Source organism: Sphingobium olei (genome assembly GCF_042678845.1).
Classification (GTDB): Bacteria; Pseudomonadota; Alphaproteobacteria; order Sphingomonadales; family Sphingomonadaceae; genus Sphingobium; species Sphingobium olei.
In genome coordinates this window covers 23,629-45,059 of sequence record NZ_JBHTLS010000010.1, presented here as the reverse complement: position 1 = coordinate 45,059, position 21,431 = coordinate 23,629, and the positions used below count along the sequence as shown (strand labels likewise).

Genomic DNA, 21,431 nt, shown 5'->3' with positions numbered 1-21,431 from the left:
TAGGGTGATTCTAGTAATAGGTATGGGCTCTGAGATCATCGGTCGGCTCGCACCGAGATCATCGCTGATACGCACCGAGATCATCGCAAAGTACCGAGATCATCGGTGGTTATCCACAGGTAGCCGTTTGTCGCCACAATCCCAGCGCCAGACTTTGCAGCAACACGCAAAGGCACGGAGATCATCGGTCGCAGCCGCCGCCGATTGGCCAGAAAGCGCGCACATGCGCAAGGGGCTCGGAGATCATCGGTCAACTTGTAAGTCTGGTGGCCATTTCCTTGCTCGAAACTGCCAACGTGGCTATCATGGCGCATCAAACCCACAGAAGCGGACTGAGATGGCTACCGACCCCTCCCTAGCACAGCCGGACGACCTCATCGAAGGTGGTCTGGACGTGCTCCACAGAAAGTCGTTGACGATCCTCAAGCGCATTCGTGACAGCGCGGTTGATCCCGAAACCGGTCAGAAGAAGGGTCCGACCTTCCCGATTTCGAAAGCTGCTGCACTGGTCGGGCGGACGGCATCTGCTGTCCGGGAAGCGGAGCGCGACGGCCGCCTCCCCGCTCGAGGGCGGACGGGCTCCGGGCATAGGCTGCAGTATACGCTCGAAGAGCTTGATCATATGCGCGAGGTGTTTGGAACGCGTCCCTGGCGCGAGCCAACCGATACCCCGGCGATCATCTCGGTCTGCAACTTCAAGGGGGGCGTCGGCAAGTCGACGATCGCGCTGCATCTCGCCCAGCATTTTGCCATCAAGGGCTACCGGGTCCTGTTCATCGACTGCGACAGCCAGGCGTCTTCAACCATGATGTTCGGCTATCGCCCCGACGTGGACCTCGACGAGGAAGACACGCTTTACGGGCATTTTCACAATCCGGAGCTGCTTGGCGTTCGCAAGATTATCCGCAAGACGCACTTTCACAACCTCCACCTGATCCCGTCGAACCTGCGACTTTATAATCTCGAGTATGAGATCGCCGGGCACATGGCGCGAAATCAGAACATGGAGATCATCGACCTGATCGCGCAGGCCATTGATGAGGTGGTCGATGACTATGACGTCGTGATCATGGACCCGCCGCCGGCATTGGGCATGGTGTCGATGGCTGTGCTCCAGGCCGCTAACTGCATGGTCATTCCGGTGCCGCCGAGCCTTGTCGACTTCGCCTCGACGGTATCTTTCATCGACATGACGCGAACGACGATGAAGCAGCTCGAGCAACTCGCGGGGCGGGGAAGGCCGGCCTACAACTTCATCCGGCTGGTCGGCAGCCGCGTGGACGAGAGCAAGTCGATGCACCGGGAGATACTGTCGATGATGCGGCAGGTCTTCGGTGGCTCAATGACGCAGTCGGTGATGGTCACCAGCGCCGAAATCGACAATGCCAGCTCCAGGATGAAAACCGTTTTCGAACTCGACAAGCCCGTCACGTCGCACGAGGTCTACAACCGCTGCATGAAGCATCTCAGCGACGTTTGCCAGGATATTGAGCAGGACGTTCTGCGCACCTGGGCGAGCAGGGCAGGGGCCCGAATTTAGGGAGAGTTGCCACGTGGCAACTCCGATATTTCTCACGTCGGCGAGCACGGGCAATCGGGGAGTGAGACGAAGCCGGATCACCGAGTTGCCACGTGACAACAAAGTGGAAGAACCCAATAGAAGCAATATGTTAGGTAGGAATACCATGTCAGATCGCACACGGCAGGAACGTCAGTGCAAGCGCCTGGGGGCGGCGCAGTTGCCACGTGGCAACTCTGGCCTGTTGGCACCCGTCGGCGAGGGCAAGAGAGAAGGAGAAACGGGCCGATGAGCAAGGGCAACAAGGGCTTCGGCTCGATGTTCACAGAGGGGCTCGACGACGAGGAGAACCTCGATAAGGCGACCCCTGCGGACGGCATCATGGCAAGTCGCAGCCAGACGCTCGCGCGCATCGCGACGGGGAAAACGGTCGCCGACCGGACGGAGTGGGTCGATCCGGAGCGGTGCCGCCCATGGCGGATGCACAATCGCGATCTGGATCATTTGAACGAAGATAGCTGCCGCGATCTCATCGACTCCTTCCTCTCCGCCAAGAAGCAACGGATCCCCGCTATCGTTCGGCGTCTGAAAGATGACCCGAACTTCGACTTCGAGATCATCGCCGGCGTCCGCCGTTGGTGGACGGTGAAATGGCTGCGAGCGCATCACCACCCGGAGTTCGAGTATCTGGTGACGATCCAGAGTGTCACGGACGAGGAGGCGTTCCGGGTTTCAGATGTCGAGAACCGCTCGCGTAAGGACATCTCGGATTGGGAGCGGGCCAAGGAATATACGGTGGCGCTCGCGGAGTTCTACGAGGGCTCGCAGTCGCAGATGGCCGAGCATTTAAACCTTTCCAAGTCGTGGCTGAGCCGGCTTCTCGACGTTGCGCGCTTGCCCGAACCAGTTGTCGCGGCGTTCTCCGATACGCACGACATCACGGTACGCGTCGCGCGTGACATCAAGCCGCTTACCGGAGATCCGAAGGCGCTGGCGAAGATGCGCGAAGAGGCTGAACGCATCGAGGAAGAGCGCAGCCAGAAAGGCTTGAAGCTGAGCGGGCCGGAAGTCGCGAAGCGGCTCGTGAAGGCGACTGTCGCGCCAGCCGTGAAGGCTGCCGCCGAGAAGGAGATCACCGGCAAGGGGGGCAAGGTCATCCTGCGCTATACGAAGGCGCGGGGAGGGGGGCTGACGATCAAGGTGCCGCCGAAGGCTGAGGCGTCGCCCGCCGAGCTTTTGAAGGCGATCGAGGGGCTGCTGTCGTAGGGTGATGGAGCGCGGCGTCTGGCGAGGTCGCCGCCTTATATGGCGTCCCGCTTATATTTGTCGGCGGTGCTCTGCGTCACGGAGTGGCGGCTTCGCAGGCCGAAGTTCGCGCGGATGAAGTCGCCGGCTTGACGCGTCCTCGCGCCTACGAACGCCTGGGCATGTCCCACGGTCGACCGGTTCTGCCGCGTGATCAGTTCTCGCTCGGGTAGGCTCACGATCCGATTTGCCAGCGTAGTGGACCCGGCAGCAACGAAGAGGGTCTCCGGTCCGATCGGAAGAGTGACATAGGACGAGGCACTACCAAGCCAGGCGAAGCTGACCGGCACGTCGAGCGGCCAATCGGAGACGAACAATTCCCGGCGATTGTTCGTCTTGATTATGCGCCAGTCCATGTTGATGAACGCTCGTCCGCGATCCGCGTCGTCGATGACCAAGCGCAGGACTTCCATCTGAAGCGCGCTCACGGCCTCGGGCGGCAGCGCCCCATCTTCGCCGCGCAGCACGGACTTCGCGGCCTCTGCGCTTGCGAGAGCGCCGACGGCGTCCTTCATGCCGCGCATATCCAGCGGTGTCCGGAACCACAGCGACATGACGAACCGGCCCCAATCCGAGCATTGCGCGTCGCTGAGCGAGTTGACCTTGCCGTCGAGGAGCAGCGCGTGAACCTTGGCCGCAGCGTCATCGATCACCTGCATGAACAGGGTTTCCATCTGCTGGGCATGCTCGGGCGGGAACCCGATCGTCTTGTACAGGTCCCGCTCGAAGCAGACGCTCTTGGGTGATGCAGGACTGCTCTCGATCTCCCCGATCCGATTGCGCCGATAGCGCAGCAGGGTGTCGCCATCCTTCCACTGGTCGAGGAGGAACTGCGGGATGAAGTGATGCCGGGACGGAGGGTTCTGTGGCTTGGATTGCACGGTGTCTGTGGTTCAAGAGGGATGAGCAAGTGAGGCGAGTAGCTTGCGCGCGCCTTGCGGGGTGACCTTCAACAGGCGCGCGACAGCGGCCGGCTGAAGGCCCGGATAGGCAAGCTGCAGGCGGGCAAGGAGAGGGGCCTTGCTCCGCTTCGTGACGGCCAGATCGGTCTGGATGCGCGACGCCGCACGCTCGATCGCGTCGAGGTCGCGCAAGCCAGCATGCGCCGTCCGACCGATCGCCTGGGCCAAGGTCTCTGCCAGATCGGCGGGGGAGGGGGGCAGAAACTTGGACATCAGGATGAACGAGGGGATCACGCGGGTCGTGAAGCCAGCGCGGCACAGCATCCGCGGTACGGCGGCGGCGATCAGCCAGTTTCGATCGCGTCCACGGGGAGGCAGCTCGAGAGCGCGACCATCGACGCTGACGACATCCCAGCTGCCTGGTGCCGCTGGTTCGGTCAGCGCGAACAGCTGGAAAATGCGGTTGGCGACAGAGAGGAGGTCACCGGAAGGGAAGGGGGCGTCCGCCACGGTTCGCAGCTGTCGCCACATGGGCCCGAAGTGCGCCAAGTCTTCGGCCGCATAAACCTTCGCCTCGGTGCGGTCATCGAGTACCGTACGGAGCACGTTGAGCGTGGCGCGGCCGAGCGAATCCTTGAGATCCTCGTCGCGGCTGAGCGCAAGGTGGAAGACGGCGGCAACCGAGATCGGATCGTTGAGGCCTTCGGAAGCGCGGGGAGGGGGTGTGCGGCCGGCGATCCAGTCCTGCAGGTCGCGCACCGCGATCGGCACGCCGGCGAGGCCGGCCAGGACGGTGGCGCCTTCCAGGCGCGAGCGCGCGAGAAAGATGTCGGCGCATGGACTACCGTGCAATCGGCCATCGAGGCGCCCGAGCAGGAGCAGGCTGTCGTCGGCGCGCAGGTTGTCTGTCCGCGTCATAGGATGGCGACAATGCCATGGCGGGAAACCAAAGTCAGCAGTTCGTTTCTACATCCGTGACCTCCCGAAAGTGGACACTCGATAATTGCAGTTATCACATAAGCGGATTTGATCGTTCATTATAAGGTGGGCTACAAGCGCGGCTGAGGAGCGAGGCGCGTCGTGAGCACCGAAACCGCCCGGGAAGGGCCAGAAATCCCCGTAGCGCCGCCTGAGGCTGTCCTGCCGGCCGTCAGGGCGCCGGCCGACCTTGCGTGGACGATCGTGCAGATGCGCGCCGGCGAGCGCATCACCGTCAACGAGGGCCTGATCGCCGCCTATCAGGCCGCTTCATCGCCCCATAGCATCCGTGCGCTCAAGTCCGACGTCGAGGCGTTCGATGCGTGGTGTAGGCGCAACAACCGGATTGCACTGCCGGCGACGGCCGAGACGGTGGCCGACTATCTCGACTCGCGGGCAGGCAAGGGGAGCCGCCCAGCCTCGCTATCCCGCTACAAGGCGTCGATCGCCAAGATCCATCAGTTGCTCGAACTCAAGGACCCAACCCCCGCGCCGCTGGTGAAGCTGCGGCTGCAAGCGGTGCGCCGTGAGAAGGGCGCAGCGCAGAAGCAGGCAAGGCCGCTGCGGTTCAAGGGGCCGGTGCGCGACGTGGAACGCGACAAGGCGCGTGGTCTCAACGTCCGGGCGCTGCTCGAGAGCTGCGGAAACGATCTGCCGGGGCTGCGCGATCGCGCGCTGCTGTCTGCCGCCTATGACACCGGCCTGCGTGCGTCCGAGTTGGTAGCCGTGGCCATCGAGCATATCGAAGAGGCGATCGATCCCGAGGCGCGGCTGCTGCAGATCCTGCGCAGCAAGGGCGATCAAGACGGGGAGGGGGCAACCGCCTATCTCAGCCCGCGTACCGTGTCGGCGATCGCGGCCTGGACCGAAGCGGCCGGGATCACGGCGGGGCCGCTGTTCCGGCGGGTGCAGGTGCGGCGCTACAAGGCGCGCGCCGCCGTGCGCGGTCGGCCGATCGACAGCATCTCGGGGCGGGAGACCTGGGATCTGCGCAAGACGCTGCCCAGGCCTGCGGTGAAGGCGCGGGTCGAATATGACATCGGCACCGTCGCGCTGCACCCGGGTTCGATCGGGCCGATCTTCCGCTCGATCATCCAGCGCGCGTTCGATCGTGGCGCTCTGCCCGACCTCACAGCCGAGGATCTGGCGCGGCTGCTCAAGGGCATCAGCGCGCACTCGACGCGGATCGGGCTGAACCAGGATCTGTTTGCGAGCGGAGAGGATCTGGCTGGGATCATGGATGCATTGCGGTGGAAGTCACCGCGAATGCCACTCGCCTATAATCGCAACCTTGCTGCAGAGCAGGGCGCAGCGGGCAGGCTGATGGCGAAGATCGGCTGATGGGGTCGCTGGTCGACTCGATTGCAGGAGGGCGTCGCTCCCCAAGCAACCTCATCGGACCGGCATGAGCTTATGGAGCTGGCCGGTGGCCCTTGCCAGCAGCGGCACAATGGTCCGTGTTTCAGGGAAGGGGGCTTGAGATCGCCTTGATGGCCTTCAATCCCGTTCCAAAACGAGCGATCGCGTCCCTGTTTCTCTCCAGCTCGCCATAGGGCAGATAGGCGAAGTCGAGATCGGCAATACGGCTGAAAGCCGGGCGACGGAGTTGCGCGCGAACGTCCTGCTCGCGCGCATTCGGTGCGACCAGGAATAGCCCGGCGGCAGCGTGCAGATCGCTCCCCGACAGCGCCAGATCGAGCATGCGCACGATCCCCGAGTAGATCGAGGTCGAATGTTCAACCTCGAACGCGGCGGCGACGCCGTCGCCACCCTTCGCCAGCCACAACACGTCGATGAGGCGGATCGAGTCCGCTCCGGGAGAGGTCGCAATGGCGTCTGGAAGGCGCTCGAGGCATCCCTGTCCAAGCGGGCAGCCAGCGTGAAGTCGACCGCGGTCATTGGCGGCGATCCACACATCGTAACCGAGGGCATGGCCGAGGTCGCGCAGCCAGGCCTGGATTTCGGCGTGCGTGCGATCGGTTTCGCCCTGCGCGGCGGCTGTCTTGTCGAGCCGGCTTGCCTCCGCTCTGGCATGTTCCAATCTGCCGAGCCAGTCGTCGGCCGCCGTTGCGTCATCCTCCAGCGGTGGCGCGGGATAGCGGCCCGAGCCAATGTCGAACAACAGTCCGCCGATCGCGCCGAGATCGTTGGAGAGCAACTCGCGGTAACGGTCGTTGAGGTCGAGGATGCCGGCGCGCATGGCGAGAAAATGATCCCATGACCCGAGCTTCACCTTGGCGCCGGTGACGGCATTGTAGCCCTTGACGATCGCGGTATTGAAGGGCGGCACCAGCGTCGGGTGAAGGAAATAGAGCAGGTTGGCCGCCGCCGGCCCCAGCCCCTTGATCTTGAGCGCGTCTATGCTGCGGATGTGGCTGATGATCTCCTCGGCGGTATCGCAGCACGAGCAATTGTCGAGCAGGCGACCGAACGCCCGCTGGTTGTCCGGGCTTTCGTAGATGTCTGGAATGCGCAGCTTGGGCTTCCACAGCCAGGCATGGTCGGCGCCCTTGAAGATCTGCCGCTGTTCGGCGATCGAGTGGACAACCGTTTCCAGTGACGAGCCGCGATAGGCGACGCCGAACCGCCCACTTTCGATTTCTGCGACCACCTGCTGCAGCCCGCGACGGATGGAGCGGAAGTTTTTCAGCCGTTCGTCCCACAGAAACCAGGAGCGATAGGTGGCGCCGGGATCGTCTCGCCAACGACGGACAAGCTCGCTCACGAGATCATGATGTGTCGCGGGTAACAAGGTCATACTGGCTGGGTCATCTAAACTGGGCTCCTTGCCGTTCAGGCTATCGCGAGCAAGGGCGGCTTGCACGTTCAATGTGCGATCCGCGAAGCGTGCTCAAATTGTCGGTGATCGCGCAGGGAAACGCCGCTGGCATTGGGCGTTGCCGGTCGCAACCGTCGACCGGGCGCACAGCCAGGCAGACGGCCGGCACGGGCGTCGCCGCCCGGGAGCGGCGACGCAACCAGCTTTTTCCGGTCGAACTTAGCGGATCACTGCTTTGCGATCGCGGTGACCTCGCCATCGCTGCCCTTGAGCGAGAGGTCGAAATCGACCTTGTCGCCGACCTTGACCGCATCGGTGATCGACGGCGCGGCCTTGAACGCCATCGTCATCGCGGGCCACTTGGCCTCCGGGATCGGACCATGATCGAGCGTGATCGTGCCTGCCGCCTTGTCGATCGCGGTGACGGTGCCATGGCCCTTGGCCTTGATCGCGGCGTTCGCGTCAGGCGCCATCGACATGTTGCCCATGTCGCCGCTCATGGTCGCGGCGGGCGCCGCCTCGTTGGTCTCAGTCGCAACGGGGGCCTCCGCCTTCTTGCCGCACGCGGCAGTCAGGGCGGCGAGGCCGAGGGCAATGGTCAGTCGTGCATGGTTCATCGTCTTCTCCTTCATGATGAAACGGGTTGAGGGATGGGATCGGTCTTGGGCCGGCGCAACAGCAGGTAGGCGGCGGGCAGGACGAACATTGAGAGCAAGGGCGCGGTCAGCATGCCGCCGATCATCGGCGCGGCAATCCGGCTCATGACCTCCGAACCCGCGCCTGATCCCAGCAGGATCGGCAGCAGGCCGGCCAGGATCACCGCCACCGTCATCGCCTTGGGACGGACGCGCAGCAGCGCGCCTTCGCGCACGGCGGCCTCGACCTCGGCAGCGTCCGGATGTGCGCCGCGCTCGGCCAGCGCGTTCTTGAGATAGATCAGCATCACCACCCCGAACTCGGCGGAGACGCCGGCGAGCGCGATGAACCCGACCCCGGTGGCGACCGACTGGTTGAACCCCAGCAGATAAAGCGTCCAGATGCCGCCGGTCAGCGCGAACGGCAGCGTCCCCATGATCAGCGCCGCCTCGTCGAAGCGGCCGAAGATGAGGTAGAGCAGCACGAAGATGATCAGCAGCGTCGCGGGCACGACCAGCTTCAAGCGGTCGACCGCGCGCTCGAGATATTCGAACTGGCCAGAGTAAGCGATGCTGACCCCAGGCGAGAGCCTGACCTGTTTCGCCACCGCACGCTGCAGATCGCCGACCACCGAGGCAAGATCGCGCCCGCGCACATCGACGTAGACCCAGGTCGAAGGCCGGGCATTCTCGGTCTTGAGCATCGGCGGTCCCTCGGCGATCGAGACGTTTGCCACGGTGCCCAAGGTGATCTGCTGGCCCGCGGGCGTCAGGATCGGTAGCGCCCGCAGCCTTTCGAGGCTGTCGCGCAATTCGCGCGGATAGCGCACGCTGATCGGATAGCGGGCGAGGCCCTCGACCGTCTCGCCGATCGTCTCGCCGCCGATCGCGCCGGAGACGATGGCCTGGACGTCGGCGATGTTGAGCCCGAACCGCGCGGCGGCGGCGCGGTCTATGTCGACATCGACATAGCGTCCGCCGGTCAGCCGCTCGGCGAGCGCCGAGCTGACGCCGGGCACGCTCCTGGCCACGGTCTCGACATCATGCGCGATGCGGTCGAGCTCGGCGAGGTCACTGCCCGACACCTTGACCCCGATCGGGCTCTTGATGCCCGTCGCGAGCATGTCGATGCGGTTGCGGATCGGCGGCACCCAGATATTGGCGAGACCCGGAAGCTTCACCCGGCGATCGAGCTCGTCGACAAGGCGTTCGGGCGTCATGCCCGACCGCCACTGGTCGCGGGGCTTGAACTGGATCGTCGTCTCGAACATTTCGAGCGGCGCGGGATCGGTCGCGGTCTCGGCGCGGCCGGCCTTGCCGAACACGCTTTCGACTTCGGGCACGGTCTTGATCAGGCGGTCGGTCTGCTGGAGCAGCTCACTCGCCTTGGCGGCCGAGAGGCCCGGCAGCGCCGAGGGCATGTAGAGCAGGTCGCCCTCGTCGAGATTGGGCATGAACTCGCCGCCGAGCCGGCTGAGCGGCCAGGCCGTGGTGGCGAACACCAGAGCCGCGATCAGCAGCACTGCCTTGGGCCGCTTCATCGTCCAGTCGATCGCGGGCCGGTAGATATTGGTGAGCCAGCGATTGACCGGATTGGCCTGCTCGGCCGGAATGCGGCCCCGGATCAGCCAGCCCATCAGGATCGGTACCAGGGTCACCGACAGGATCGCGGCCGCGCCCATCGCATAGGTCTTGGTGAAGGCGAGCGGCGCGAACAGCCGGCCTTCCTGCGCCTCCAGGGTGAAGACCGGAATGAACGACAGCGTGATGATCAGCAGGCTGAAGAACAGCGCCGGCCCGACCTCGGCCGCCGCCTCGGTGACGACGATCCAGCGCATCTCGCCATCGAGATGTCTGTCCGGGTGATCCTGCTCCCAGCGTTCGATCCTCTTGTGGGCGTTCTCGATCATGACGACCGCCGCATCCACCATCGCGCCGATGGCGATGGCGATGCCGCCCAGCGACATGATGTTGGCGTTCACCCCCTGGAACCGCATTACGACGAACGCGGCCAGCACACCGAGCGGCAAGGTCAGGATCGCGACCAGCGCCGAGCGGACGTGCCAGAGGAACAGGGCGCAGACCAATGCGACGACGATGAACTCCTCGACCAGCTTGCGGGTGAGGTTCTCGACCGCGCGATCGATCAGCTGCGAGCGGTCATAGACCGTGACCACCTCGACGCCCGGCGGCAGGCTTTTCCTGAGATCGGCGAGCTTGTCCTTGACCGCCGCGATGGTCTCACGGGCGTTCTTGCCTGACCGAAGAATAACGACGCCGCCGGCGACCTCGCCTTCGCCGTTCAGTTCGGCGATGCCGCGCCGCATCTCGGGGCCGACCTGGATCGTGGCGACATCGCCGAGCCGGACGGGCACGCCGCCCGCCGCAGTCTTGAGCGGGATTGCCCGGAAATCGTCGAGCGTTTTCAGATAGCCCGAGGCGCGGACCATATATTCGGCCTCGGCCATTTCCAGCACCGAGCCGCCGGCTTCCTGATTGGCTTGGCTGATCGCCTGCACTGCCTGGGCGTGGGTTACGCCGTAGGCCGCGAGCTTCACCGGATCGAGCAGCACCTGGTACTGCTTGACCATGCCGCCGATGCTGGCGACTTCGGCCACGCCGGTCACGGTCTTCAGCTCGTAGCGCAGGAACCAGTCCTGCAACCCGCGAAGCTGCGAGAGATCGTGCCGGCCGGTGCGGTCGACCAGCGCATATTCATAGACCCAGCCGACCCCGGTCGCGTCCGGCCCGAGCGCGCTGCGGGCGCTGGCCGGCAACCGACCCTGGACCTGGTTGAGATATTCGAGCACGCGGCTGCGCGCCCAGTAGAGATCGGTGCCGTCCTCGAAGATCACATAGACGAAGCTGTCGCCGAAGAAGGAATAGCCGCGCACCGTCTTGGCGCCGGGCACCGACAGCATGGTGGTGGTGAGCGGATAGGTGATCTGGTTCTCGACGATCTGCGGCGCCTGACCCGGATAGGAAGTGCGGATCACGACCTGCACGTCGGAAAGATCGGGCAGCGCGTCGATCGGGGTCGAGCGCACCGCCCACAGGCCCGCGCCGACCAGCGCGAGCATGCCGAGCACGACGAAGAAGCGGTTCCTCACCGACCAGCGGATGAGATGGGCGATCACTGGCCCGCCACCTTGGTCATGCGCCGCACGGTCGGCCCCGCCGGTGGCTGGTCGAAGCCGAAGCGCACGTGGTCCCCCGTCTTGAAGCCGCGTACGATGCCGGGATCGGGCAGCGCGAAGGTCATCGTCATCGCCGGCCAGCCGAGCGCGGGGACCGGCTCGTGGCTGAGCGTCACCGAACCGGGAGCAATCCGCTCGATCCTTCCGACGGTTTCGTAGAGCGCGGGCCTGGATGCGGGCTTGGTGGCATTCGCCGGCGCACCGCCGCCGATGGGCCGCGCCTCGATTCCCGAAAGGCTCGCTTCCGAATCGATCAGGAACTGGCCGGAGGCAACGACCTTCTGGCCGGGGGCGAGGCCCGCGAGCACTTCGGTCTGGCCGCCCGCATCGCGGCCGATCCGGACCTCGGCGGGATGGTAGCGCCCGTCGCCAGCCGCGAGCATGACGAGCGTTCGCTTGCCGGTGCGGATCACCGCTTCGCTCGGCACCAGCAGGGCGGATCGGGCATTGCCCCCGAGCGCCACGCTCGCGAACATGCCGGGCCGCAACCGGCCGCCACGGTTGGGCAGCTCGATCCGGACGGTGAGCGTCCGGCTGTCGGCCTGCGTCGTCGGCAGGATCGCGATCACCCGGCCGGCGAAGCTCTCGCCCGGAAAGCCGGTCAGGGTTGCGCTGGCGCTCTGGCCGATGCGGACTTCGCCCGCCCGCGCCTCGGGCACCGCGGCGTTGAGCCAGACGGTGCCGAGGCCGTTCACCTGGGCGAGCGTCTGGCCCATGCCGAGCGTCACGCCGGCCCGGGCGTCGAGCGTCTGGATCACCCCGGAGATCGGCGTCGTGATCGTCACCGTGCCGCCCGGCCGGCCGCTCCGCTCGACGCTGGCGATGAGGCCGTCGGACATGCCCATCAAGCGCAGGCGCTGGCGCGCGGCGGCGGTGAGATCGGGCTTGCCGAGCCGCTTGACGCTCAGGAACTCGGTCTGCGCGCCGCCCCACTCGGGCAGCAGCAGGTCGACGATCGGGGCGCCGGCGCGGACCACGTCACCCGGCGCGCGGGCATAGACACGGCTTACGAACCCGCCCGAGCGCGCCTGGATGATCGCGATGTCGCGCTGGTTGAAATCGACCGTGCCGGTGACTTCCAGCGTGCTCGCAAGGCTGCCCATGCGGGCCTCGGCCACGCGCAGGCCGAGGCTCTGGCGCGCGGAGGGATCGACCGTCACCCCGGGCGCCGCGCCGGCACTTTCGCCGTCGGCATATCTGGGCACAAGCTGCATATCCATGAACGGCGACTTGCCGGGCTTGTCGAACTTCTGGTTGGGAAACATCGGGTCGTACCAGTAGAGCACCTTGCCCGAGCCTGTGCCCGCCTCGCCGGACGCGGCGGCCTGCGGTTGCGGCGACCTGTGGCCCGCCCAATAGCCCGCGCCACCGGCGGCCAGCGCGACGACAAGGATCGATGCGCCCCAGCGCACTGTGTCCGACTTGAGCGTCATGGCCGCTCCTCCCCATAAGTGATGTTGATACGGACCGCGTCGCGCGCGACATCGGCCTCGCGGTTGAGCGTTTCGACCTCGGCCTCGGCGAGCGCCAGGGTCGAGAGCAGCGCGGTTCCCAGGTCGAGCTTGCCCGCGGCATAGCTGTCGCGGTCGAGTTCGGCGCGGCGCCTGGCGAGGGGCACCAGCGTCTCGCGGGCATTGCGCAACCGGGAGAGATGCATGGCATGGTCTGCGAGATCGGCGTCGAGTTGCGCCACCAGCTCGCGGCGGATCGCCTCGCGGTCGAACCGACCCCCTTGCACAAGGCTCTCGCTGGCAGCGATCCTGGGATTCTGGCGCTTGCCGGCGAACATTGGCAGGTCGATCGACACGCCGACCGAGGCCATGTCGCCGTACATGGGATCGCGCCGGCCATAGGTGACGCCGACCTTCCAGTCGGAGCGCTTGTCGGCGCGCGCGAGGCGCACGTCCGCTTCGGCGACTGCGATCCGCGCGTCCTGCGCGCGCACGGCGGGAAGCGCATCGATCCCGGCCCGCAGCCGGATCGGATCGACATCGAGTATCGGCGGGTCGCCCGTCGCCTGCGGGTCGGGGTCGCCGGTATAGCGCGCGAGCCGGGCCCGCGCCTGCGCCACCACCGCAGCCATCTCGGCGCGGCGATCGGCGATGGCGGCGCGGAGCTGGTCGGGCTCGAGCGCCTGGCTCGGGCGCGCGCTGCCCGACGCCAGGCGTGCGGTCACGGTCTTCTGCAGGTCGTCGAGACTGGCATCGAGCAGGTCGAGCTGCCGGAGCCGGCGTTCGCCATAATAGAGATCGATCCATGCGAGCGCGGTCTCGAGCCGCACGTTGCGGCCTTCGACCAGCTCGCCCGCCTCGGCGACACCGATATCGGCCGCGGCGCGCGCGGCGCGTGCATGGCGCTTGGCGAGATTGGGGAAGGCCTGGCTGAACCCGATCGTCGCCATGGTGAAATCGTCGCGCGTGAAGCTGCCGGCATTGGGGCCGCTCACCGGGAAGTTCTGCAGGCCCAGGTCGAGCGTCGGATCGGGCAGGCGATCGGCCGCGACCGCCGAGGAGCGGGCGCCAGCTGTCGCCGCCGCGCGCGCCTTGAGGCTTGGCGCATTGGCGGCAGCGAGCCTCAGTGCCTGCTCGTAGGTGAGCGGGCCGGCCGACACCGGCACGGCCCAGGCGCTCGCAAGCGTCGCACCGAGAGAGAGCAACAGGCGTCGCATAGCGCGCCTCGGCATCATGATCATGGATATCATCCCCTCATGACAGAGGCGGCGCGCCAACATGTGACGCGCCGCTCCGGAGTGGGTTTAGCCCTTGTCCGACCTGACTGCGCCGCGCATGCAGTCGGCGGCGCTTGCCTGCATCATCGCGCAATCGCAGCTGGCGATGTCCCGGCTCTCGGGCACCCATATGCGGACACGCGCAGGGCCGGTCGCCCGCGGACCATATTGCGGCGCCGCCCGCCATTCCCAATGGCCCTGCGGCGTGCGGCTCGCGTCGGCTGCAAGCGCAGGCGCGGCGAGACCGAGGGCCGCCACAAGGGCGGCCGGAAGTATTTTGGTCATCACGAAAACCTTTGACTGAAAAGAAGGAAACCGGGCTGCGCGCATCGATCGATGCGCGCAGCCCGTGCTCGTTCAATCAGGCAAGGCTGGTGGGAGGATCCGGCTCGGGCACAACCGCCTTGCCGGTCAATATCGTATCGGTCGTCCAGAAGCTGGGCGCGTCGTAGAGACGCGCAGGCGCAATGCCGCCTGTCAGGTCAGCTGCGACCAGCGGGATCACGCACCCCATCGCGGCGATGCAATCGAGCGTCAGGCCCTTGCAAGGCTTTTCGCTGGGCGCAGGATGCTGCTTGGCCATCATCGCCATGCAGTCCGCATCCATGCCCTTGGCCAGCGGCGCGCCTGCCGCCTCAGGCACGCTGTGCGCGGCCGCCATCTGGGCTCCGAAGAGACCGGACAGCGCTCCGATGACGAGCAGAAGCGCGAGCAGGCGTTTCACGAACGACTATTCTAGCGCGCTGGAACCGAAGTTACAAATGGAGCTTTCCCCTCAGTGCCTTGCGAACACGCGCTGGCCAGACGGGCCGAATGCTACCACCTGATAGGACTGTGCCGGCTGACTGGGGATCTCCATGCCCGGTGATCCCAAAGGCATTCCCGCAACGGCAAGGCCAGCCACCCCGCGCGGGCGCACTGCCAGAACCCGCTTGATGTCATTGATGGGCACATGCCCCTCGAACACCATGCCGTCGATCACGGCGGTGTGGCAGGAGGCGAGACGCAGCGGCACACCATGCGAGCGCTGGAAGGAAGATCGCGAGCGGTCGTCGACGATCGTGACGGAACGCTTGAACTGTGCGCGGATCTGCGCGGCCCACTTTTCGCAGCAGCCACAGCCGGGATCGCGATGCACGAGGATCGGCGTCGCAGAGCTGGCCGCTGTCGCCATGAAGATGGCGGCCAGCGCCGCGATCGCCTGCTTCTTCATCTTTCGAATCTCAAGTTCCTGCTTCGGTCACTGTGTCCGCTTGCCATGCTCACGCAGCCAGGCTTGCAGTTCGTCGATTTCGCGTCGCTGTTCGGCAGAGCTCTTGGTGGCCATGTCGCGAACCTTGGCGTCGCGCGTTTCGCGGAGCACGATCTGTGACATGGCGATCGCGCCGCGGTGATGCTCGATCATCTTGCGGGCCCAGGTCTCGGTCGCATCGGTGCCAACGGCCGACATCATCTTACGATGCATCTCCATTTCGGCACGCGGGTATGGATTGGCGGGTGTCGGTTTCATCATGCCCGTGTCGGAGTGGCCCATCTTGCCATGATCCATGCCGTGCATGGCCTCCTGGGCGAGGACCGGGCCGGCGGCCAGCAGTAAGAGGGGAGCGAACGCCATTCCTGATCTTTTCATCATCGTCTCCTTTGTTGCCCCTAGGTAATACGCACCGTGAAGGCGGAGCCCTCACGGTTGGGGGGAAACGGCGTAACCCACCACATCTGCAAAAGGTGCCCGGAACCAAGTGGGCGCACCCGGACAGATCAGTTGCAACCAATGCTGGACGACGCCCACCGAGGAGGCGGCAGGTGCCATCCGTTTGGCGAGGTACGGACAAATCAACGACGGTCCCGGGGGATCTACTCAAACCGACAGTCGCTGCGAACAATACGTATACCGAGCTTGGACCAGGGACCATACTCCTGAAGGCGAAGAAACAAAGTCTTCCCCTCGAGAGATCGAGCGGCAGTGTTCAACACTTCTCAGAGGAGTCCAAGATGATCAAGAACTCCATCATGGTTGCGCTCGCCGGCATCTCGATGCTCGCAGCGGTCCCTTCATTCGCTCAGGGTATCGGACATACCTTCTTCATGCGCGGCTCGATCGTTGACACGGGCAGCAACGGCACGGTCGTCTGCATCGGCAAGGCCGATGGCGCCGAGGTCGGCCAGAAGCTCGAGGTCTATCGCGTTGTGACCCATCCGGGTCCGTCCAAAGGCGTGGCGCCGACTTATCACCGCCAGCTCATCGGCCATGTGACGATCGATCATATCTTCGATGATCACTTCGCGCACGTGTCCGTCGCCGACGGCACGCCTGCCAAGCACGACATCGTCGAGCTTCGCAAGAACTGACGAGCCGGTGGCCCGGCGGCACAAGCTGCCCTGACGCGAGACGTCGGGGCAGCGGGCTGGCGGCGGCAACGGACCGTTCGGGGTCAAAGCGAACCGCTTGACCCTGGACCATGGTCCAACCGGCATGATGATCGAGCGGATGACATGGGCAATTTCAAGATCGGCGAACTGGCCGCGGCCGCAGGCGTGGGGCGGGATACGATCCGCTATTATGAGCGGATGGGCTTGCTGCGCGAGCCCGCGCGCACGGCAGCGGGCTACAGGCTCTACGACGCGACCGACCTCGAGCGCGTCAATTTCATCCGCTCGGCGCAGGAGCTTGGTTTCACACTCGAACAGGCCCGGCAGCTGCTGGCGCTCAGGGCGTCGGACACCGCGCATGCCCAGGCCGTGCTCGATATCACGCTTGCCAAGATCGCTGACGCCGAAGCCCGGCTCGAGCGCCTGTCGGATATCCGCGACATGCTGCGGATGCTCGCCGACGAATGCCCGGGCGAAGTGCCCGTCTCCGATTGCCCGATCCTCGCCTTCCTGACGGCGCGGCGGAAAGACCAGCAGCATAACAAGAAACTTCAGGCAGCGCAGGACGAACGATCATCACGAGCGAAAGGGGTTTTGTCATGACGAAAATGCGTTTGATCGCCGTCCTCACGCCGGCGCTGCTTCTGGGCGCCTGTGTGACCACGCGGCCGACCTCGGCGCAGGTCGAGAGTTGCCGGGCGATGGAGGGCAATATGGGTCTCCAGACGCCGCATGATCATGGCGAGATGAAGGGGCAGGGGCGCAACCCGATGAACCTCTCGCACGACCGGTGCCTTCAGATCCTGCGCAACGCGCAATGATCGGGTCCGGGCGCCATCCCTGGCGCCCGGACACAATTTTCAAGCCAAGGAGCAAGCTATGATCAACCATGCGAAAAAAGCCCTTCCGCTTGTCGGCGGAAGCCTGTTGCTGGCGCTCGCGCTTTCGGGCTGCGACCGCCAGGCCGACCAGACGGTGCCGCCCGCGGCGAACAGCGTCGCCGCCACCCCGGTCCTGACCGACAGCGGCAACGCTGCAGACGCGGCGTCGATGGACGCGATGAGCAACCAGGCCGAGATGGAGCGGCATCACCGTCAGGCGATGGACCATGACGCGATGCGCGCCGGGGCCGGCAACCAGACCGCGCCGGCACCCGATCCCGCGCCGGGCAATTCGGCGATGCCGATGAAGGATATGTAAGCGCGCTGAAAAAGGGGATGAGGATGTCCAGGCGGATCAGCCTTCGACGCTTGAGCCTCGGCTGCGCAATCGCTCTCAGCCTGTCCGCGGGCGCGGGCGCGCAGGAGGGCGAGGATCATGCCGCGCATCATGGCGCAGGCATGCCGGCCGGCGGGGGCATGTCCGCACCGGCATCGTCGGGGTCGTCGGACATGGCGAAGATGATGAACCCCATGATGGATCGCATGATCAATGGGGAAGGGGAGAATGAGCACGGCCACGAATCGCGCCGGACCGGCTTCATCTCGCAACTGCTCGCCTTTCCCGCGCTCGACGAAGCGGCAAGGCAGCGGGTCGCTGCGCAGGCTGGCGAACGGGTAAGCACGGGCCTAGCGATGATCAACGCCGCCTCGGCCGACGGCGCGCGTGCAACCACGGTCTCGGCCCGGCTCGATGCGGCGCGCCGCCTGCGCGAGGGAACCGACCTGTTCCGGTCCGGCACCGCCGCGCAGGGCGCGATCGGCGGCTTGCAGCCGCCCCGGGAGGTCGGGCTTGCCTGGCTGCGCGATCAGCTCGACATCGACCAGGCCGCGCCCGGCCATGCCGATCACTGGTTCGGCATCTCGCCCTCGCACCTGCTTCTCATGCTGTTCCTGGGGCTGGTGAGCGCCACGCTGATCGCGCTGCAGATCTTCCGCCTCCGGCGGATCGGGGCGATCGCCGGTGGTGTCCCCACCGGCAAGACATTGACAAAGCCGGAGCCGAAGGCTGCCCAGCCCGCTACCAGGGTTGCGCCCGCGCCTGCCCCCGTTGCCGACAGCGCCGGGCTCGCGCCGAGCAATGCGGCCGCGCCCGGTGGGGCTTCGCTGCGCAAGCCCAAAAGCTGGGCGGGGCAGCTGCGCGTGGTCCAGATCGTGCGAGAGACGCCGAGCGTGCTGACCTTCCGGCTCGCGGACCCGGCCGCCGACCGGCTGCCGTTCGACTTCCTGCCGGGCCAGTTCCTGCAGGTCGAGGTAGAGCCCGAAGCGGGCAAGACCGCGCGCCGTTCCTACACGATCGCCTCTTCGCCGACCCAGCGGGCCTATGTCGAACTGACGGTCAAGCGCGAGGAGCAGGGCGTGGTCTCGCGATACCTGCACGACAAGGTCGTCGCCGACGATCTGCTGAAGGTCAGCGGACCGTTCGGCGCCTTCACCTTCACGGGAACGGATGCCCAGAGCATCGTGCTGATCGCGGGCGGGGTCGGCATCACCCCGATGATGTCGGTGCTGCGCTATCTCACCGACACCGCGTGGAAGGGTGATATCTTCTTCTTCTACGGCGCACGGTCGACCGAGGAATTCGTGTTCCGCGACGAGCTCGAGCGGCTCGAACGCCGTTTTCCCAACCTCCATGTCGTCGCCGCGATGCAGCGCGCGCCCGGCACCGTCTGGATGGGCCCCGAAGGGCCGATCACGCGCGAGATGATCCTGGCCGCGGTGCCGGAGATCGCGAGCCGGCGCATCCATATGTGCGGCCCGCCGGCGATGATGGGCGCGATGCGCGGCGTGCTGGCCGAACTCGGCGTCCCCGAAGCGCAGCTGCACACCGAGGCGTTCGGTCCGGCCTCGCTGCCGGCCGACCACGAGGATCTCGAGGTCAAGCCCGCGCCCCCGCCAGCGGATAAGCCGGCCCCGAGCGCCGAGGTGGCGCCGAGCACGGTGACCTTCTCCGTGTCGGGGGTGTCGGCGGCCTTGCCCGCGGACGAGACCGTGCTGGAGGCGGCCGAGGGCGCGGGCGTCGAGATCCCCTATGCATGCCGTGCGGGCACATGCGGCGCCTGCGTGGTCAAGCTGCTGCAGGGCGAAGTGACGATGGAGGTCGAATCCGGCCTTGCGCCCGCCGACAAGGCGCAAGGCTATGTGCTCGCGTGCCAGGCGAAGGGGACGGGCACGCCGCTCGTGGTCGAAGCCTGATGCGCGAACGCAGCGACATTGCCGTGGGCCTGCTGGTCGCGTTCCTGCTGCTGTTCCCGTTCGGCTATCTCGTGCATGTGTCGCCCCGCTTTCCGGGTAGCCTCGCTGGCGGGATCATCGGGATCGCAGCGCTCGTGCTGATGCTGCTGACGCTTCCCTATGTCGCGGCCAAGCACATCGCCTGGGTCGACAAGGCGCTCTCCCGGCTCGTCAGCAAGCCGACCCTGCTCGCCATCCACATCTATGCCGGCGTGCTGGCGCCGATCCTGGGTCTGGTCCACGCCGCGCACAAGCTCGAAAGCCCGGTCGGACTGCTTCTGACCGTCCTCCTGCTGATGACGGTCATCACCGGCTTCATCGGCCGTTACCTGCTTGCCCAGCTTGGTCGGGCGCTGCGCGGACGCAGGTCGGAACTGGCCTCGCTTCGCGCCGCCTTCCTCGAGGAGCCGGCGGCGCCGACGCAGGCCGATACCGCAGCCGCGCCGCTGTCGGGCTGGAAGCGCTATCTGTTCGTCGCCGGGGATGCGCCCGCGGGCCAGCACCCCCAGGACAAGGCGGGGATCGCCGCGGCGCTGGCCGATACCGAATTCGCGATCCGCGCCGAAGAGGCGACCAACACCCTGTTCGCGCGATGGCGGTTCCTGCACATCCTGCTGGGCTGTCTCATCTTCGCGCTGCTCGCGCTCCACGTCGGCGCGGCGATCTATTACGGGCTGCGCTGGCTATGAGCTGGCAGCGTCTTTCCTACGCCGTCTTCATCGCAGCCCTGCTGGTGATGGTCGCCGCGGTCGCGATCCGGATGCGATCGGACGCGCCGAGGGATGCCGGCCTGGTGGCGCAGCTCGTCTCGCCCGGCCCGCTCTCGAGCGCGCACCAGTCCTTCGCCGGCCAATGCACGGCCTGTCACACGCCGGGCAAGGGCGTCGAAACCCGGACCTGTCTCACCTGCCATGCAGGCACGGATTTCGGGACGAAGCAGTCGACTCAGTTCCACGCGAAAGCGACGCAGTGCACCTCCTGCCACGTCGAACATGAGGGAGAGCGCGGCATCATCCGCATGGATCACGCCGCCTTGCTCGACATGGCGAAGTGGCGGCAGCCGTTGGCGGGCATGTCGACAAACATTCGAAGCCTGACCCCCGAGACCGCGCTCAATTGCGCGAGCTGCCATGCGTTCCGCGATCCGCACCAGGGCCTGTTCGGCACCGACTGCGCGAGCTGCCACAAGACCGACAGCTGGAAGATCGCCAATTATCGCCATCCGTCGGTCAATTCGACGCAGTGCGCCGAGTGCCACAAGGCGCCGCCCAGTCACTTCATGGAGCATTTCAGCATGGTCTCGCAGCGCGCAGCCGGATCGAAAGCGCGCGTCGACCAATGCTATGCCTGTCACGCCACCGACAGCTTCAACAATATCCGCAAGCGAGGCTGGTATGATCACCATTGAGGCCGACTGGCTGAGCGCCTTCTTCCGGCTTGCGGTGATCGGCCTGGAACTGGCGGGCACGCTGACCATCCTCGTCGGCGCGGGGCTCGCAACCTTTCTGTTTGCGCGGCGGGCGAGGGCGGGCGACCGGACCGAGGCCTATAGCGCGTTCCGCTCGGCGCTCGGCCGCAGCATCCTGCTCGGTTTGGAATTTCTGGTCGCCGGCGACATCGTCAAGTCGCTGGTGATCAACCCGACGCTCGACGATCTCATCGTGCTGGCCGGGCTTGTGCTGGTGCGGACCTTCCTGAGCATCTCGCTTGGGGTCGAGATCAACGGCCACTGGCCTTGGGAGGAAACCCGGACGGCGCGGGAGAAGGCGCGTGCTGCGGCGTTGGATGGGTCGCCTATGACGGCTGAGGCCGCCGGACGCGGCGCAGCGCTCAAGGGATAGCAGA

22 protein-coding genes are annotated in these 21,431 nt (G+C 66.0%); 11 read left to right on the top strand and 11 right to left on the bottom strand.

Annotated features, from left to right (window positions below):
- The first annotated feature begins 337 nt into the window (after positions 1-337).
- Together ACFQ24_RS03195 and ACFQ24_RS03190 are read left to right on the top strand one after the other, a co-directional pair.
- Complete coding sequence (locus ACFQ24_RS03195) at positions 338-1,540, top strand: AAA family ATPase (RefSeq protein ID WP_380909077.1); 1,203 nt, start codon at positions 338-340, stop codon at positions 1,538-1,540.
- Positions 1,541-1,807: 267 nt separating this feature from the next.
- Entirely contained in the window at positions 1,808-2,785 is a 978-nt protein-coding gene (locus ACFQ24_RS03190; protein ID WP_007406427.1) for a ParB/RepB/Spo0J family partition protein, read from the top strand.
- Positions 2,786-2,820: 35 nt separating this feature from the next.
- On the opposite strand, the gene ACFQ24_RS03185 is transcribed toward ACFQ24_RS03190, so the two are convergent.
- Positions 2,821-3,705 carry a DUF4238 domain-containing protein gene (locus ACFQ24_RS03185; protein ID WP_037456194.1) on the bottom strand — a complete coding sequence of 295 codons (885 nt, stop codon included), beginning with the start codon at positions 3,703-3,705 and terminating at the stop codon, positions 2,821-2,823.
- Between the two features lie 12 nt (positions 3,706-3,717).
- Positions 3,718-4,644: a hypothetical protein gene (locus ACFQ24_RS03180; RefSeq protein WP_007406383.1), complete on the bottom strand. Its 927-nt coding sequence runs from the start codon at positions 4,642-4,644 to the stop codon at positions 3,718-3,720.
- A 162-nt stretch (positions 4,645-4,806) separates the two neighbouring features.
- On the opposite strand from ACFQ24_RS03180, the gene ACFQ24_RS03175 reads away from it, so the two are divergent.
- Positions 4,807-6,045, top strand: coding sequence for a hypothetical protein (locus tag ACFQ24_RS03175; RefSeq protein WP_004212862.1), 1,239 nt, complete (start codon positions 4,807-4,809; stop codon positions 6,043-6,045).
- Between the two features lie 121 nt (positions 6,046-6,166).
- Here ACFQ24_RS03175 and ACFQ24_RS03170 read toward each other — a convergent pair whose 3' ends face one another.
- The 9 genes from ACFQ24_RS03170 to ACFQ24_RS03130 all read right to left on the bottom strand — a co-directional run bounded on the left by ACFQ24_RS03170 (position 6,167) and on the right by ACFQ24_RS03130 (position 15,658).
- A complete protein-coding gene (locus ACFQ24_RS03170) occupies positions 6,167-7,429 on the bottom strand; it encodes a hypothetical protein (RefSeq protein WP_007683327.1) in 1,263 nt (420 codons plus the stop codon).
- Positions 7,430-7,710: 281 nt separating this feature from the next.
- Positions 7,711-8,115 (bottom strand): copper-binding protein, encoded by a 405-nt coding sequence (locus tag ACFQ24_RS03165; protein ID WP_007406376.1) that lies wholly within the window; start codon positions 8,113-8,115, stop codon positions 7,711-7,713.
- Entirely contained in the window at positions 8,112-11,255 is a 3,144-nt protein-coding gene (locus tag ACFQ24_RS03160; protein WP_064312588.1) for an efflux RND transporter permease subunit, read from the bottom strand. The genes ACFQ24_RS03165 and ACFQ24_RS03160 overlap by 4 nt, the downstream gene beginning before the upstream one ends.
- A complete protein-coding gene (locus ACFQ24_RS03155; protein ID WP_093067941.1) occupies positions 11,252-12,748 on the bottom strand; it encodes an efflux RND transporter periplasmic adaptor subunit in 1,497 nt (498 codons plus the stop codon). The genes ACFQ24_RS03160 and ACFQ24_RS03155 overlap by 4 nt, the downstream gene beginning before the upstream one ends.
- A complete protein-coding gene (locus tag ACFQ24_RS03150) occupies positions 12,745-14,007 on the bottom strand; it encodes a TolC family protein (RefSeq protein WP_093067977.1) in 1,263 nt (420 codons plus the stop codon). The genes ACFQ24_RS03155 and ACFQ24_RS03150 overlap by 4 nt, the downstream gene beginning before the upstream one ends.
- 63 nt (positions 14,008-14,070) lie before the next feature.
- On the bottom strand, positions 14,071-14,328 hold the full coding sequence (locus ACFQ24_RS03145; RefSeq protein ID WP_093067939.1) for a hypothetical protein: 258 nt from the start codon (positions 14,326-14,328) through the stop codon (positions 14,071-14,073).
- Between the two features lie 76 nt (positions 14,329-14,404).
- Positions 14,405-14,767 (bottom strand): hypothetical protein, encoded by a 363-nt coding sequence (locus tag ACFQ24_RS03140; RefSeq protein WP_066708097.1) that lies wholly within the window; start codon positions 14,765-14,767, stop codon positions 14,405-14,407.
- Positions 14,768-14,818: 51 nt separating this feature from the next.
- The gene (locus tag ACFQ24_RS03135; protein ID WP_066708094.1) at positions 14,819-15,256 is read right to left on the bottom strand and encodes a DUF411 domain-containing protein; all 438 of its coding nucleotides are present in this window, start codon (positions 15,254-15,256) and stop codon (positions 14,819-14,821) included.
- 27 nt (positions 15,257-15,283) lie between these two features.
- Positions 15,284-15,658, bottom strand: coding sequence for a DUF305 domain-containing protein (locus ACFQ24_RS03130; RefSeq protein ID WP_093067936.1), 375 nt, complete (start codon positions 15,656-15,658; stop codon positions 15,284-15,286).
- A gap of 377 nt (positions 15,659-16,035) precedes the next feature.
- On the opposite strand from ACFQ24_RS03130, the gene ACFQ24_RS03125 reads away from it, so the two are divergent.
- The 8 genes from ACFQ24_RS03125 (at position 16,036) to ACFQ24_RS03090 (ending at position 21,427) form a co-directional block, all read left to right on the top strand.
- The gene (locus tag ACFQ24_RS03125) at positions 16,036-16,392 is read left to right on the top strand and encodes a hypothetical protein (protein ID WP_170172205.1); all 357 of its coding nucleotides are present in this window, start codon (positions 16,036-16,038) and stop codon (positions 16,390-16,392) included.
- 144 nt (positions 16,393-16,536) lie between these two features.
- Positions 16,537-17,016: a heavy metal-responsive transcriptional regulator gene (locus tag ACFQ24_RS03120; RefSeq protein ID WP_170172206.1), complete on the top strand. Its 480-nt coding sequence runs from the start codon at positions 16,537-16,539 to the stop codon at positions 17,014-17,016.
- Positions 17,013-17,234, top strand: coding sequence for a hypothetical protein (locus ACFQ24_RS03115; RefSeq protein WP_062345065.1), 222 nt, complete (start codon positions 17,013-17,015; stop codon positions 17,232-17,234). The genes ACFQ24_RS03120 and ACFQ24_RS03115 overlap by 4 nt, the downstream gene beginning before the upstream one ends.
- Positions 17,235-17,292: 58 nt before the next feature.
- A complete protein-coding gene (locus ACFQ24_RS03110; protein WP_004212659.1) occupies positions 17,293-17,613 on the top strand; it encodes a hypothetical protein in 321 nt (106 codons plus the stop codon).
- Positions 17,614-17,636: 23 nt separating this feature from the next.
- The gene (locus ACFQ24_RS03105; protein WP_380909071.1) at positions 17,637-19,547 is read left to right on the top strand and encodes a 2Fe-2S iron-sulfur cluster-binding protein; all 1,911 of its coding nucleotides are present in this window, start codon (positions 17,637-17,639) and stop codon (positions 19,545-19,547) included.
- Complete coding sequence (locus tag ACFQ24_RS03100) at positions 19,547-20,275, top strand: hypothetical protein (RefSeq protein WP_086491593.1); 729 nt, start codon at positions 19,547-19,549, stop codon at positions 20,273-20,275. Before ACFQ24_RS03105 ends, ACFQ24_RS03100 begins: the two co-directional genes overlap by 1 nt.
- A complete protein-coding gene (locus ACFQ24_RS03095) occupies positions 20,272-20,994 on the top strand; it encodes a hypothetical protein (protein ID WP_043150670.1) in 723 nt (240 codons plus the stop codon). Before ACFQ24_RS03100 ends, ACFQ24_RS03095 begins: the two co-directional genes overlap by 4 nt.
- On the top strand, positions 20,981-21,427 hold the full coding sequence (locus tag ACFQ24_RS03090; RefSeq protein WP_380909068.1) for a DUF1622 domain-containing protein: 447 nt from the start codon (positions 20,981-20,983) through the stop codon (positions 21,425-21,427). Before ACFQ24_RS03095 ends, ACFQ24_RS03090 begins: the two co-directional genes overlap by 14 nt.
- Positions 21,428-21,431: the final 4 nt, after the last annotated feature.